Annotated in this window: 10 protein-coding genes; 3 read left to right on the forward strand and 7 right to left on the reverse strand. The window is 42.5% G+C overall.

The genetic code is table 11. From position 1 onward, the window contains the following. Positions 1–51 precede the first annotated feature (51 nt). The 3 genes from recA to DWW10_RS04510 all read right to left on the reverse strand — a co-directional run bounded on the left by recA (position 52) and on the right by DWW10_RS04510 (position 2,910). Complete coding sequence (gene recA, locus DWW10_RS04500) at positions 52–1,089, reverse strand: recombinase RecA (protein ID WP_022391543.1); 1,038 nt, start codon at positions 1,087–1,089, stop codon at positions 52–54. A 140-nt stretch (positions 1,090–1,229) separates the two neighbouring features. After that, on the reverse strand, positions 1,230–1,676 hold the full coding sequence (gene bcp / locus DWW10_RS04505; RefSeq protein WP_007215901.1) for a thioredoxin-dependent thiol peroxidase: 447 nt from the start codon (positions 1,674–1,676) through the stop codon (positions 1,230–1,232). A gap of 40 nt (positions 1,677–1,716) precedes the next feature. Beyond that, positions 1,717–2,910 (reverse strand): saccharopine dehydrogenase family protein, encoded by a 1,194-nt coding sequence (locus tag DWW10_RS04510; RefSeq protein WP_022391544.1) that lies wholly within the window; start codon positions 2,908–2,910, stop codon positions 1,717–1,719. Positions 2,911–3,249: 339 nt separating this feature from the next. Between DWW10_RS04510 and DWW10_RS04515 the strand changes: the two genes are divergently transcribed. Then, complete coding sequence (locus tag DWW10_RS04515; RefSeq protein WP_022391545.1) at positions 3,250–4,041, forward strand: META domain-containing protein; 792 nt, start codon at positions 3,250–3,252, stop codon at positions 4,039–4,041. 64 nt (positions 4,042–4,105) lie between these two features. Here DWW10_RS04515 and DWW10_RS04520 read toward each other — a convergent pair whose 3' ends face one another. From DWW10_RS04520 to DWW10_RS04540, 4 genes are all read right to left on the reverse strand, one after another. Further along, positions 4,106–4,432: a DMT family transporter gene (locus DWW10_RS04520; RefSeq protein ID WP_007665635.1), complete on the reverse strand. Its 327-nt coding sequence runs from the start codon at positions 4,430–4,432 to the stop codon at positions 4,106–4,108. Positions 4,433–4,503: 71 nt separating this feature from the next. Further along, positions 4,504–5,067, reverse strand: a complete 564-nt coding sequence (locus tag DWW10_RS04525; protein ID WP_007665632.1) for a Crp/Fnr family transcriptional regulator — start codon at positions 5,065–5,067, stop codon at positions 4,504–4,506. Between the two features lie 220 nt (positions 5,068–5,287). Beyond that, positions 5,288–5,863, reverse strand: a complete 576-nt coding sequence (locus tag DWW10_RS04535; protein WP_022391546.1) for a Crp/Fnr family transcriptional regulator — start codon at positions 5,861–5,863, stop codon at positions 5,288–5,290. Then, positions 5,802–7,235, reverse strand: coding sequence for an MATE family efflux transporter (locus DWW10_RS04540; protein ID WP_022391547.1), 1,434 nt, complete (start codon positions 7,233–7,235; stop codon positions 5,802–5,804). Before DWW10_RS04540 ends, DWW10_RS04535 begins: the two co-directional genes overlap by 62 nt. A 237-nt stretch (positions 7,236–7,472) precedes the next feature. Here DWW10_RS04540 and dnaK point away from each other — a divergent pair, with 237 nt between their 5' ends. Next, positions 7,473–9,392 (forward strand): molecular chaperone DnaK, encoded by a 1,920-nt coding sequence (gene dnaK, locus DWW10_RS04545; RefSeq protein ID WP_022391548.1) that lies wholly within the window; start codon positions 7,473–7,475, stop codon positions 9,390–9,392. A 233-nt stretch (positions 9,393–9,625) separates the two neighbouring features. Continuing rightward, entirely contained in the window at positions 9,626–13,480 is a 3,855-nt protein-coding gene (locus DWW10_RS04550) for a TIM-barrel domain-containing protein (RefSeq protein WP_022391549.1), read from the forward strand. Positions 13,481–13,491: the final 11 nt, after the last annotated feature.

Here is a 13,491-nt window from a genome sequence, read left to right on the forward strand (position 1 = left end):
ATAGTTTGTTGAAAAGGGGGAGCCGATTCCGGTTCCCCCTTTATTGTGAGATTACTTGTCCTTTCTAAGTGCCTCGAAAATCAATCCTTCCAGTTCTTCTGCCAGTTCCGGATTATCGGCAACCACTTGTTTGGCTGCATCACGTCCCTGTGCCAGTTTCGTTTCATTATAGCTGAACCAGGAACCGCTTTTCTTGATGATACCCAAATCTGCACCCAGATCAATGATTTCACCGGCGCGGGAAATACCTTCACCGAACATGATATCAAATTCTGCTCTACGGAAAGGAGGTGCCACTTTATTCTTCACTACTTTTACTTTAGTTTGCTTACCTAATACTTCGTCACCATTCTTGATAGCTTGGCTTCCGCGAATATCCAGACGTACTGAAGCGTAGAACTTCAAGGCATTACCACCGGTAGTTGTTTCAGGATTACCAAACATAACACCAATCTTTTCACGCAACTGATTGATGAAGATACATGTGGTACGTGTCTTGCTTACGGCTGCTGTCAGTTTACGCAATGCCTGAGACATCAGACGTGCCTGCAAACCAACCTTATTGTCACCCATGTCACCTTCGATTTCTGCTTTTGGAGTCAGAGCAGCTACAGAGTCCACGACGATAATATCGATTGCAGAAGAACGGATCAGTTGTTCTGCGATTTCCAGAGCTTGTTCTCCATTGTCCGGTTGAGAAATCAATAGATTGTCTACATCTACACCCAACTTGGCAGCATAAAAACGGTCGAATGCATGTTCTGCATCAATAAATGCGGCAATGCCACCTGCTTTTTGTGCTTCGGCAATGGCATGGATAGCCAGAGTCGTTTTACCGGAAGATTCCGGACCGTAAATTTCAATGATACGTCCGCGGGGATAGCCGCCAACGCCAAGTGCTACATTCAGTCCGATAGAGCCCGAGGGGATTACTTCTACTTGTTCGACGCTTTCGTCTCCCATTTTCATGATAGAACCCTTGCCGAAGCTCTTTTCTATCTTGTCCATAGCTGCCTGCAAAGCTTTCAGCTTTTCGCTTGGTGCTATTTTATTTTCGTTCTCAAAATTAAGTTCGTCTTTCTTTGCCATCTTTATGTTTACGATTTTACGAATTACGATTCAAATTAGTTTATTTACAATTCTACTATTTTACGGTATTTATTTAGCGATTTACGATTTTAGTTTACCTCACAATATCTAACTTCAATCGTAAATCTTCAAATCGTACCTTACAGGATTTGTGCGGCGTGGTCTTTGGTTTTTACTTCCTTCGGCGTGATAATTCGCTCTATCACCCCTTCTTCATTAATAATGAAGGTGGTGCGGAAAGTACCCATATACTTACGTCCATACATACTTTTTTCTCCCCATACTCCGAATTGCTCTACGAGTTTCTTGTCCGTATCTGCAATCAGTGGAAAGGGTAGATTGTTTTTCTCTATAAATTTCTGGTGCGACTTTTCATTATCCACGCTTACACCAATTACCTCGTAACCGGCTTTGCGTAGTTCAGAATAGTTATCACGCAGGTTGCAGGCCTGTGCCGTACATCCCGAAGTCATATCTTTAGGATAGAAATAAAGAACTATCTTTTTTCCTTTATAGTCGCTGAGGCGGATTTCTTCGCCTTTTTCATTGATGCCCAGTACTTCGGGCGCTTTATCTCCGACTTGCATAGTGCATTTAAATTAAAAATAAAAAAATAAGAATGAAGATTTATACTTCCAAATCTTTATCAAACACCTCATGCCACGGCAATCCTTGTTTGTTTAATTGTTCCATGAACGGGTCCGGATTAAACTCTTCCACGTTCCATACTCCCGGTTTTTTCCATAATCCTTTGAGGAACATCATGGCACCTATCATGGCAGGAACACCTGTTGTATAGCTTACCCCTTGCATACCGGTTTCCTTATAGGCTTCCTGGTGGCTGCAATTATTATAAACGTAGTAAGTACGTTCTTTACCATCTTTCAGACCACGGATACGGCAACCGATGGAAGTTTCCCCTTCGTAATTTTCACCCAGGTCTTGCGGGTTGGGCAATACGGCTTTCAGGAATTGCAACGGAACAATCTTCACTCCGTTATAATCCACTTCGTCGATGCGTGCCATACCAATATTTTGGATTACTCGCAGGTGGGTCAGATATTCCTGACCGAAAGTCATCCAGAAACGTGCACGTTTAATGGTTGGGAAGTTTTTCACCAAAGATTCCAGTTCTTCGTGATATAAAAGATAAGAGTCACGTGGTCCGATATTCGGGTACGTCAGATCTTTATGGATTTCCAGAGGTTGAGTAGTTACCCATTCTCCATTTTCGTAATAACGTCCGTTCTGTGTGATCTCACGGATGTTGATTTCCGGATTGAAATTCGTGGCAAATGCCTTGTGATGATTGCCCGCATTACAGTCTACAATATCCAGATACTGCATTTCATCAAAATAATGCTTGGCGGCATAGGCAGTATAAATGCCACTTACACCCGGGTCGAAACCGCAACCCAGGATAGCGGTCAGTCCGGCATCCTCAAAACGTTTCTTGTATGCCCATTGCCAACTGTATTCAAAGTGAGCCACATCTTTCGGTTCATAGTTGGCAGTGTCCAGGTAATTGACTCCGCTTTTGAGGCATGCTTCCATAATGGTAAGATCCTGATAAGGGAGTGCTACGTTTATGACGATTTCGGGTTTGAAGCTATTAAAGAGAGCTACCAGTTCATCCACATTGTCGGCATCCACCTGTGCGGTCCGGATGTTAGGGTTACCGATTGCTTTTACGATAGCGTCGCATTTGGACTTTGTGCGGCTGGCAATCATAATCTCAGTGAATACATCCGGATTTTGAGCCACCTTGTGCGCAACGACGGTACCTACACCGCCTGCACCGATAATAAGAACTTTACCCATTTCTTTTAATAACAAATTACGAGTTACAAATTATAAACTAAAGGACGGAATCTTTCCGTCTCCATTTCATTATAAAAAGTACGTTTCCCTCATCAGGGAACCTCTTTTTTATTGGTGAGCAAATATAGGATTTAATTCGCAGATAAACATTAAAATCCCACTAAATACTTTTCAGAAAAAGCTTCTATTTCTAAACAAATGGCTTGTATTTGGGTTATTTTACATATATTTTCTTACTACGAATATAGGCTATACCCCGGCATCCTGCAAATAAATTTGCTTATACGCCCGGTTTGCACTATATTTGCCCCGTAAAATTAACTTAAACAACGAATAACAATGAAGAAAGTTTTAGTTTCTCTCTGTATGGCAGGGGTTTTGGTAGCTCTGTCATCTTGTCGCTCGTCCAAGGATGCTGCGACATTATCTTCCATCAGTGGTGAATGGAATATTATTGAAATAAATGGTGCTGCTGTAGTGCCTGCTCCTAATCAGGAATTCCCTTTTATCGGTTTTGATACAACTACCGGAAAAGTATTCGGTAACAGTGGTTGCAACCGTATGATGGGTTCGTTTGATGTGAATGCTAAACCCGGTACGATTGATCTCGGTGCCATGGCAAGTACACGCATGGCTTGTCCGGATATGACTCTGGAACAAAATGTATTGTCAGCTTTAGGACAAGTGAAGAAATATAAAAAGTTGGGCAAGGAGAACATAGCCTTGTGCGGTTCGTCCAATCGTCCTATTATTGTATTACAAAAGAAAGCCCCTACAGTGAAATTATCAGATTTGAGTGGTAAGTGGATGATTTCTGAAGCCGGTGGCCAGGCCATTCCCGAAGGTATGGAGAAGCAACCGTTCATTGAATTTAATCTTTCGGAGAAGAGAATACACGGTAATGCCGGTTGTAATCTTATTAACGGTGGATTTGTTGCAGATAATGAGAATTCCTCTGCTATCTCTTTCCCGCAGCTTATCAGTACGATGATGGCTTGTCCGGATATGGAAGTAGAAGGCCGCGTGATGAAAGCGCTGAATGAAGTAAAGTCTTTCGGTAAACTGGCAGGCGGTGGTATCGGGCTTTATGATGCAGACAATACGCTGGTGATGGTGTTGGTGAAGAAGTAATCCGTAAAAACTGAATATAGAAAAACGGGATGTCAATATCTAATTGACATCCCGTTTTTTAGTTTTAATGAGAAACAACTTTTAAACCGATGATCGAACCGATCAACGTTACAATGAAAAGTAATCTCCATACGGTAGCAGGCTCTTTGAATATCAGTATGCCTGCTAATACAGTTCCCACTGCACCTATTCCTGTCCATACGGCATAAGCCGTACCAATAGGCAGGGCTTGGGTTGCTTTTATCAGTAAAAACATACTGATACTCATAGATATTAAGAAACCGGTGAACCACCAGTACATTTCACTGCCTGTTGTTTCTTTTACCTTGCCCATGCACGATGTAAATGCTACTTCGAACAACCCGGCTACAATCAAATATATCCAACTCATAACTTTTATTTTTTGTGTGCAAAGTTCATGAATTGTTTTGATTTGTTATTTAACAAATGATAAAAAGTGATTTACCTGAATTTGGCCCGGATACGGCTTAAGCTGACTTGGGTGATGCCGAGATAAGAAGCTATATAGCCTAATTGTACTCTTTGCAGCAGATCAGGAGTGTGATTCATCAGGTCCCTATAACGTTCCAGAGATGTTTTGAATTGTCTGCCGATAAATCTTTCCTCTGTTTTTAGCAGTTCCTGTTCTGCAAATTCTCTTCCCCAATTAGCAATGTGTATGTCTTTGCCGAATAGTTCATGCAAGGATTGTTTCTTCATCTCGTATAGTTCACATTCCTCCAGAAGCTCTATATTCTCATAGCCTCTTTGGTTGGATACATAACTTTTCATTGAAACTACTGTGTCGCCTTCGCGTCCGAACCAGAATGTAATCTCGTTGTCAGCTAACTCAGTATAGGCGCGGACAATTCCTTTCTTGATGAAGTACACCTTGGTTTCCACTTTATCTGCTTTAAATAAAATGTGTCCTTTGGGATAAGTAACCTCAGAAATAATCTCTTTCAACGTATTCTTTGACGCTTCCGGGAGTTTGCCTATATGATCAATAATCTGATTTATATCCATATGAGTACTGTTTTATATCTTTTTTTTATGGTGTCCGATTCATACCTGAAACATATCAAGTCCGTACCCGAGCCGTGTCAAGTCCGTACCTGCTCCGTATCTTCTCCGTATAAAGGTACCTCTGAGTGGAGAATGTACGGAGCAGGTACGGACTTGACACGGTTCAGGTATGGAGTTGGTAGGGTGAAGAAGTGGTTAAACCTATAATGGTTTTATGGGTTTATCTTCTTCTTTTTAACCCTGCCCGTATTCTACTCAATGACTGTGGAGTAATGTATAGATACGATGCCAGATGTTTCAGCGGAACATATTGCAATAATTCCGGGTTCTCTTCCATCAAGGTTAGATAACGCTCTGTGGCACTTGGAGTACCATATGCCAATGTATAGCTGTCAATGAATAGAATTTCCTGTTCAAAGATTTTTCGACCTAAGTTGGATAACTCTATGGAACTATTGAAGAGCTCTTCTAAATCCGGTTTGGCAATACAGTAAGCAGTACTTTCATTCACAGATTCGATGTTTACCTGTGAAATTTCATTATTGACATATCCCCAGGATGAAAAGGCTATTTCACCTGTTCCGGCAAACCAGAGAGAACTTTCTGTTCCGTCTATCATATAATAAGCACGCCAAATACCTTTCTTGAGAATGTAGAAGTTGGTATTTCGTTCTCCATCTTTCACTATTAATTCTCCTTTACCGAAATGATATTCTGTCATGTGTGACAAAAGTTCATGCAGGCTTTTTTCCGGAAGTCTGTATCTTTGGCAGAATTTCTTTATCATCGTTTCCATGTGGCAAAGATACTATATTTTTTTTGCGCTCCCTTTTCGCTTTTATATAAATAATAAGAATGAAAAGGGTAGTTAGTAACTCTGCCAAGGGAGTTGCCAGCCAAATGCCCGGGTTACCAAAGAGCAGGGGAAGTCCAAAGAAGCAAGCCGTTAGTAGAACGAACCCACGTAATAAGGTAATGATAGTGGCATAACGTGCCCGCTCCACACTTTGAAAATATCCGATAGATACGATATTGATGGCAAAGAAAATGAAGCCGGTAGCATACAAAGGAAGTCCTTTGCTGGCTATCTCATAAGCCGGGTAACTGCGGTCGATGAACATGGAAACAATCTCTGAACTGAACAGGGCGGTTATGAATGCAAAAATAGCACCGCAACCGATGGCTGTTTTTAGTGCCAGCAAATAGGCACGGCGGACGCGGGCTGTTTGATGTAGTCCGTGGTTATAGCTGATAATGGGTTGGGCGGATTGTGCAATGGCATTATACACCATAAATATAATAGGAAAGAAGTAACACGCGATACTGAACGCTGCTACGCCTTCTTCTTGCAAATAATGGATAAATACTATATTTCCGACGAACATCATGCAGGCAATAGCTACTTCGCACAGGAATGCAGAAGATCCCAGACGGCACATGTATCCTATGTTACGGCGGGTCAGCTGCATGCTTTTACGAGTGAGTTTCACAGGGTAAAAGCGCAAGGCACATTTACGACGGGAGAGGTAGATGATTATCATCAATGCACCCACCGTAGTACCAATAGCACTGGCAATAGCTGCACCGAACATACCCCATCCAAAAGGGAAGATGAAGAGGTAATCAAGAATGATGTTCAGAACGGCAGCCACTACGTTGCACATCATGGCAAAGTTGGGTGACCCATCGAGGCGCAGGAAAAACATTCCCGAATTAAGCAGAGCGGTAAACACCGAGAATGGAACAAACCACAACATATACTCTACAGCCAGTGGAGTCAGACGCTCGGAACCACCTAAAAGGTGCACTACTTGTGGAGCAAATGAGCAAAATAGTGTAGAGGTACATATCAGTAATAGTGAAGATACTGCTATGGACTGCGTGATGTTGATGCGGGCAGCTTTTACTTTTCCGTGTGATAAATGAATAGATGCCACAACGGATGCCCCTACACCAAACATTAATCCGACGCCGGTGGAGAATAACCAGAGTGGAGCTACTATATTTACTGCTGCCAGGGCATCACTGCCAATACCTTTTCCAACGAATATCCCGTCCGTAATGACAAATAATGCAGAAAAGATCATCCCCAGTACGGTAGGGAGTAATAGTTTGCGGAACAGTGCCGCGATGTCTGTGTTTTTAAAATCAATGCTATCTCTTTCCATTCTATTTTAACTTTTTTCGCCGACAAAAGTAGTGCTTTTACCTGAAGGAGCGATTAACAAATGGTAATTTTCGACAGAAAAAAGGATATATATTCTGCCAAACTGACAGCCTTTCTGCCAACCTGTAAAATTACAACCTCTCTGAACATTTTGGCACGACGTTTGTCTTTTTATTGGCGTCTGCTGCTGAGGCAGGCGACTGAAACTTGAATAATAACAAATAAAATATTAAAGATCATGGGAAAAATTATTGGTATTGACTTAGGAACTACAAACTCTTGCGTTTCTGTATTCGAAGGAAACGAACCTGTAGTAATTGCAAATAGTGAAGGAAAACGTACTACTCCGTCTATCGTAGCATTCGTTGACGGTGGTGAGCGTAAAGTGGGTGACCCTGCAAAACGTCAGGCTATCACGAACCCGACAAGAACCGTATCCTCAATCAAACGTTTCATGGGTGAAAGTTGGGATCAGGTTCAGAAAGAAATTGCCCGTATGCCTTATAAGGTTGTTAAGGGTGACAACAACATGCCGCGTGTAGATATTGACGGACGTCTTTATACTCCGCAAGAAATTTCAGCTATGATTCTTCAGAAAATGAAGAAAACTGCTGAAGATTATTTGGGACAAGAAGTTACGGAAGCTGTAATTACCGTTCCGGCTTACTTCTCCGATTCTCAGCGTCAGGCAACAAAAGAAGCCGGTCAGATTGCCGGTCTGGAAGTGAAACGTATCGTGAACGAACCGACAGCTGCTGCTTTGGCTTACGGTATCGATAAAGCGAACAAAGATATGAAGGTTGCCGTATTCGACCTTGGTGGTGGTACATTCGATATCTCTATCCTTGAATTCGGTGGCGGTGTATTCGAAGTATTGTCAACAAACGGTGATACTCACTTGGGTGGTGACGACTTTGATCAGGTAATTATCACTTGGTTGGTAGATGAATTCAAGAATGACGAAGGTGCCGACCTGACTCAGGACCCGATGGCTATGCAACGTCTGAAAGAAGCTGCTGAAAAGGCTAAGATTGAATTGTCTTCTTCTACAAGTACTGAAATTAACTTGCCGTACATTATGCCGGTAGGTGGTGTACCTAAGCACTTGGTTAAGACTTTAACTCGTGCTAAGTTCGAAGCTTTGGCTCACACTTTGATTCAGGCTTGTCTGGAACCGTGTAAGAAGGCTATGTCTGATGCTGGTTTGAGCAACTCTGATATTGACGAAGTAATTCTTGTGGGTGGTTCTTCACGTATACCGGCTGTACAGAAGTTGGTTGAAGATTTCTTCGGTAAAGCTCCTTCTAAAGGTGTAAATCCGGATGAAGTAGTAGCCGTAGGTGCTGCTGTACAGGGTGCTGTGCTGACGGACGAAATCAAGGGTGTGGTATTGCTGGATGTTACTCCGCTGTCTATGGGTATCGAAACTCTGGGTGGTGTAATGACCAAGTTGATCGATGCAAACACTACTATTCCGTGCAAGAAGAGTGAAACATTCTCTACTGCTGCTGATAACCAGAGCGAAGTAACGATCCATGTATTGCAAGGAGAGCGTCCGATGGCTGCTCAGAATAAGTCAATCGGTCAGTTTAACCTGTCAGGTATTGCTCCGGCTCGTCGTGGTGTTCCTCAGATTGAGGTAACGTTCGATATCGATGCTAACGGTATCTTGAAGGTATCTGCTAAGGATAAGGCTACAGGTAAAGAGCAAGCTATCCGTATCGAAGCTTCCAGCGGTTTGAGCAAAGAAGAAATTGAAAAGATGAAGGCTGAAGCTGAAGCTAATGCAGAAGCTGATAAGAAAGAACGTGAAAAGATTGACAAGCTGAATCAGGCTGACTCAATGATCTTCACTACTGAAAATCAGTTGAAAGAATTGGGTGACAAGCTGCCGGCTGACAAGAAAGCTCCGATTGAAGCTGCTTTGCAGAAACTGAAAGATGCTCATAAGGCACAGGATCTGGCTGCTGTTGATACTGCTATGGCAGAGCTGAATACTGCATTCCAGGCTGCAAGTGCTGAAATGTATGCACAGAGCGGTGCTCAAGGTGGTGCTCAGACCGGTCCTGATATGAATGCCGGACAAGCTGGTGGTGCTCAGGATAGTGCTAAGCATGGTGACAACGTGCAAGATGCAGACTTCGAGGAAGTTAAGTAAGTTCGGTAGATAAACGAATAATATATAATAAGAAAAGAGTTGTAAGTTAACTACTTACAGCTCTTTTTTTTGTCTGTGTGCGATTGAAGGGTTGTGAGTGGTTTATTGGAGTTTGGTATTTGTTATATTTTCAAAGTATACGCGATATTTTAAGCCTACAATTTCGGATAGCTTTAAAAACTAAGTATCTTTGCAAAGTGCGTTCGGAAAGATAACCTTATAAAGAAAAAAACATGAAGAAATCACTCAATCACTCTGGGAAGTTGACGGCATTGGTATTTGCTTCCTTCCTATGTTTTATGCGACCCTGTCTATCTGCATATGCAGTGGAAGAAAACTACACCGGAATAACGCAACAAGAAGCTTTAATTGTAGACGTTGTGAAAATCAATCCAACTACAGTTGACATCTTGTTTTCCAATCACCAGCGTATGACGCTCGACTTTTATGGAGAAAATATTTTCAGAGTGTTCCAGGATAATTCAGGTGGGATGCTCCGTGATCCGAAAGCAAAGCCTGAAGCTAAAATTCTCGTGGACCAACCACGTAGAGGTGTATCTCAATTGGATATTAAAAATAATGGTGACATTTTCTCGATTACCAGCGGAAAAATAAAAGTAGAGTTTGATAAGAGCACCGCATTGATGAAAGTCATAAACCTCAAAACTGGAGCTACTGTGCTGGAAGAGGCTGAGCCTGTTCTTTTTGATAAAGAAAGAGTTACCTTGAAACTGAAAGAAGACCTTCAGGAATATTTTTATGGGGGTGGTGTACAAAACGGCCGTTTCTCACACAAAGGCAGGACCATTTCTATTGAAAACCAAAATAGCTGGACAGATGGGGGAGTAGCATCTCCCAATCCATATTATTGGTCAACAAATGGTTACGGCCTGATGTGGTACACTTTTAAAAGAGGGGTTTACGATTTTGGTAGAGAAGAAAAGGGTATTGTGAAATTGTTCCATCAAACAAACTATCTCGATATCTTCATTATGGTTAATGATGGTGCCGTATCTTTGCTGAACGATTATTACCAGTTGACAGGTAACCCCGTACTAATGCCGAAATTTGGTTTCTATCAAGGGCACCTGAATGCCTATAATCGTGACTATTGGAAAGAGGACGAAAATGGCATTCTGTTTGAGGATGGGAAGCGTTACAAAGAAAGTCAAAAAGATAATAGTGGCATTAAAGAATCGTTGAATGGAGAGAAAGATAATTATCAGTTTTCGGCGCGTGCTGTAATAGACCGCTACAAGAATCATGATATGCCGCTGGGGTGGCTGTTGCCTAATGATGGTTATGGAGCCGGTTATGGTCAGACGGAAACGCTGGACGGTAACATTCAAAACCTAAAGAACCTGACAGACTATGCTCGTAAGAATGGTGTGGAAATCGGTTTATGGACACAGTCCGATCTCCATCCAAAAGAAGGTATCAGTGCTTTGTTGCAGCGTGACATTGTAAAGGAAGTGAGGGATGCAGGCGTGCGTGTACTGAAAACCGATGTTGCCTGGGTAGGTGCCGGATATTCCTTTGGATTGAATGGTATCACAGACGTGGCACAGATTATGACTTACTATGGTAATGATGCCCGTCCCTTTATTATTTCCCTTGATGGCTGGGCGGGTACGCAGCGTTATGCCGGTATATGGTCGGGCGACCAGACAGGAGGAGTCTGGGAATATATTCGTTTCCACATTCCTACTTATATAGGTTCAGGTTTGTCGGGTAATCCTAATATCTGTTCTGATATGGACGGTATCTTCGGAGGAAAGAATCCGGTAGTCAATACCAGAGACTTCCAGTGGAAAACCTTCACGCCCATGCAGTTGAATATGGACGGGTGGGGAGCCAATGAAAAGTATCCTCATGCTTTGGGCGAACCGGTCACTTCTATCAATCGATGGTATTTGAAACTGAAATCAGAGATCATGCCTTATGCTTACAGTATTGCCAAAGAATCGGTGGATGGCCTGCCTATGATACGGGCTATGTTTTTGCAATATCCCAATCCCTACACATTGGGTAAGGCTACGCAATATCAGTTCCTCTATGGACCCTATTTCCTGGTGGCACCTATTTATCAGGCTACCAAGGCGGATGAGCAAGGCAATGATATTCGTAATGGTATTTATCTCCCTGAAGGAGAATGGGTAGATTACTTCTCCGGTGAAGTATATCAGGGAGGACGTGTTATTAATAATTATGCTTCACCACTCTGGAAATTACCTGTATTTGTGAAGAATGGAGCCATTATTCCTATGACACTCCCTAATAATAATGTCAGCGAAGTAGACAAAAAACTGCGTATATATGAACTCTACCCCTATGGGCAGAGCGCATTCACTGAGTATGACGATGATGGAGTAACTGAAGAATACCGCTTAGGTAAGGGGGTAAGTACATTGATCGAATCTAATGTCAACGCTAAAGGTGAGGCTATAGTTACTATTCATCCGGCTCAGGGTGATTTTAATGGTTTTATAAAAGAAAAGGCTACCGAGTTCAGGATCAATGTTACTGAAAAGCCTCAGAAGATTTCGGCAACTATTGGCAAGAACAAGATTAAACTTACAGAAACAAGTAGTATGGATGAGTATTTTCAGAAAGAAAATGTTTACTTCTACAATGCCCAGCCCAATCTGAATAAGTTTGCCACCAAGGGCAGCGAGTTTGAGAAAGAAGTTATCACAAAGAATCCACAGCTTCTCGTCAAGTTGGCTGCTTCTGATATTACGGTAGCTCCGACACTATTGAAAATAGACGGGTTTGTATTTAAACCGGCGAATAACGATCTGGTAACCTCGGGTTCGCTGGTTGCTCCAAAGGCACAGGTAACTGATGAAAATACGGCTGCCTACACCTTGAAGCCTACTTGGGATACAGTACAAAATGCAGACTATTACGAAATAGAACTTAATGGTACGGCCTATAGCACTATTAAAGATACAGAACTGTTATTTGATGGCCTGAATGTGGAGACTACTTATGATTTTAAGATACGCGCTGTGAATAAAGATGGATATTCCGATTGGTCAACATTCAGTGCTACCACCCAAAAAGATCCATTGGAGTTTGCCATACATGGTATTGTGGGTGAGACTACTGCTGATAACCAGGGCCGTTCGCTTCGCCGTCTGTTCGATTTTGAAGAAGGAGAGTTATGGCATACCAAATACAATGAAAAAGCAGTTCCCTTCGACTTGGTTATGGACTTGAAGTCTATCAATCAGGTTGAAAAGTTCCACTACCTGCCTCGTGAGAATGCAGGAAACGGAACGTTGCTGAAAGGTACCGTTTATTGTAGTATGGATAAGGAGAATTGGACTGAAGCAGGAACCTTCGACTGGAAGCGTGATAATGAAGTGAAAGTATTCACCTTCGCTGAAGCTCCTACCGCTCGTTATATCAAGATGAGTATTACCGAAGCTGTAGGCAATTATGGTTCGGGACAAGAGATTTATGTCTTCCGGGTACCTGAAACGGAAAGTTACCTGCCCGGCGACATCAACAATGATAAGTTGGTTGATGAAAACGACTTGACCTCTTACATCAACTATACAGGGTTGAGGCGTGGCGATGCCGACTTTGAAGGATATATCAGCAATGGCGACCTGAATCGTAACGGTCTGATAGATGCCTACGATATCTCTGTTGTTGCTACGCAACTGGATGGTGGTGCTGACGCCGTAAGAGGCGAGAAGGTGGAAGGAAAGCTTGATATTAGCACACCGAAACAAACTTATGCCAAGGATGAACTCGTTGAGGTATTGGTGAAAGGTACTGGTCTACGTTTTGTAAATGCCCTTAGTTTTGCATTAGCTTACGATCCTGCCGACTATGAATTTGTAGGTATACAACCATTGGGTATGAAAAACATGGAAAACCTGACAAATGACAGGCTTCATACCAATGGCACCAAGTCATTGTACCCCACGTTTGTAAACATCGGGGAACATGAGCCGCTTGAAGGTGACAGCGACCTGTTTGTCATTAAGCTTAAGGCCAAACGGAGAGTCACCTTCAAACTGACAGCAACAGATGGATACCTGGTAGACAAGTTGCTGAACGTACATACGTTTTAAGAAGAAACGAA

It is taken from the genome of Bacteroides intestinalis (genome assembly GCF_003464595.1).
In the GTDB taxonomy this organism is placed as follows: Bacteria; Bacteroidota; Bacteroidia; order Bacteroidales; family Bacteroidaceae; genus Bacteroides; species Bacteroides intestinalis_A.

Coding starts and splice junctions, on each gene's coding strand:
- recA (WP_022391543.1), bottom strand. CDS start 1,089: ATGGCAAAGAAAGACGAACTTAATTTTGAGAACGAAAATAAAATAGCA.
- bcp (WP_007215901.1), bottom strand. CDS start 1,676: ATGCAAGTCGGAGATAAAGCGCCCGAAGTACTGGGCATCAATGAAAAA.
- DWW10_RS04510 (WP_022391544.1), bottom strand. CDS start 2,910: ATGGGTAAAGTTCTTATTATCGGTGCAGGCGGTGTAGGTACCGTCGTT.
- DWW10_RS04515 (WP_022391545.1), top strand. CDS start 3,250: ATGAAGAAAGTTTTAGTTTCTCTCTGTATGGCAGGGGTTTTGGTAGCT.
- DWW10_RS04520 (WP_007665635.1), bottom strand. CDS start 4,432: ATGAGTTGGATATATTTGATTGTAGCCGGGTTGTTCGAAGTAGCATTT.
- DWW10_RS04525 (WP_007665632.1), bottom strand. CDS start 5,067: ATGGATATAAATCAGATTATTGATCATATAGGCAAACTCCCGGAAGCG.
- DWW10_RS04535 (WP_022391546.1), bottom strand. CDS start 5,863: ATGGAAACGATGATAAAGAAATTCTGCCAAAGATACAGACTTCCGGAA.
- DWW10_RS04540 (WP_022391547.1), bottom strand. CDS start 7,235: ATGGAAAGAGATAGCATTGATTTTAAAAACACAGACATCGCGGCACTG.
- dnaK (WP_022391548.1), top strand. CDS start 7,473: ATGGGAAAAATTATTGGTATTGACTTAGGAACTACAAACTCTTGCGTT.
- DWW10_RS04550 (WP_022391549.1), top strand. CDS start 9,626: ATGAAGAAATCACTCAATCACTCTGGGAAGTTGACGGCATTGGTATTT.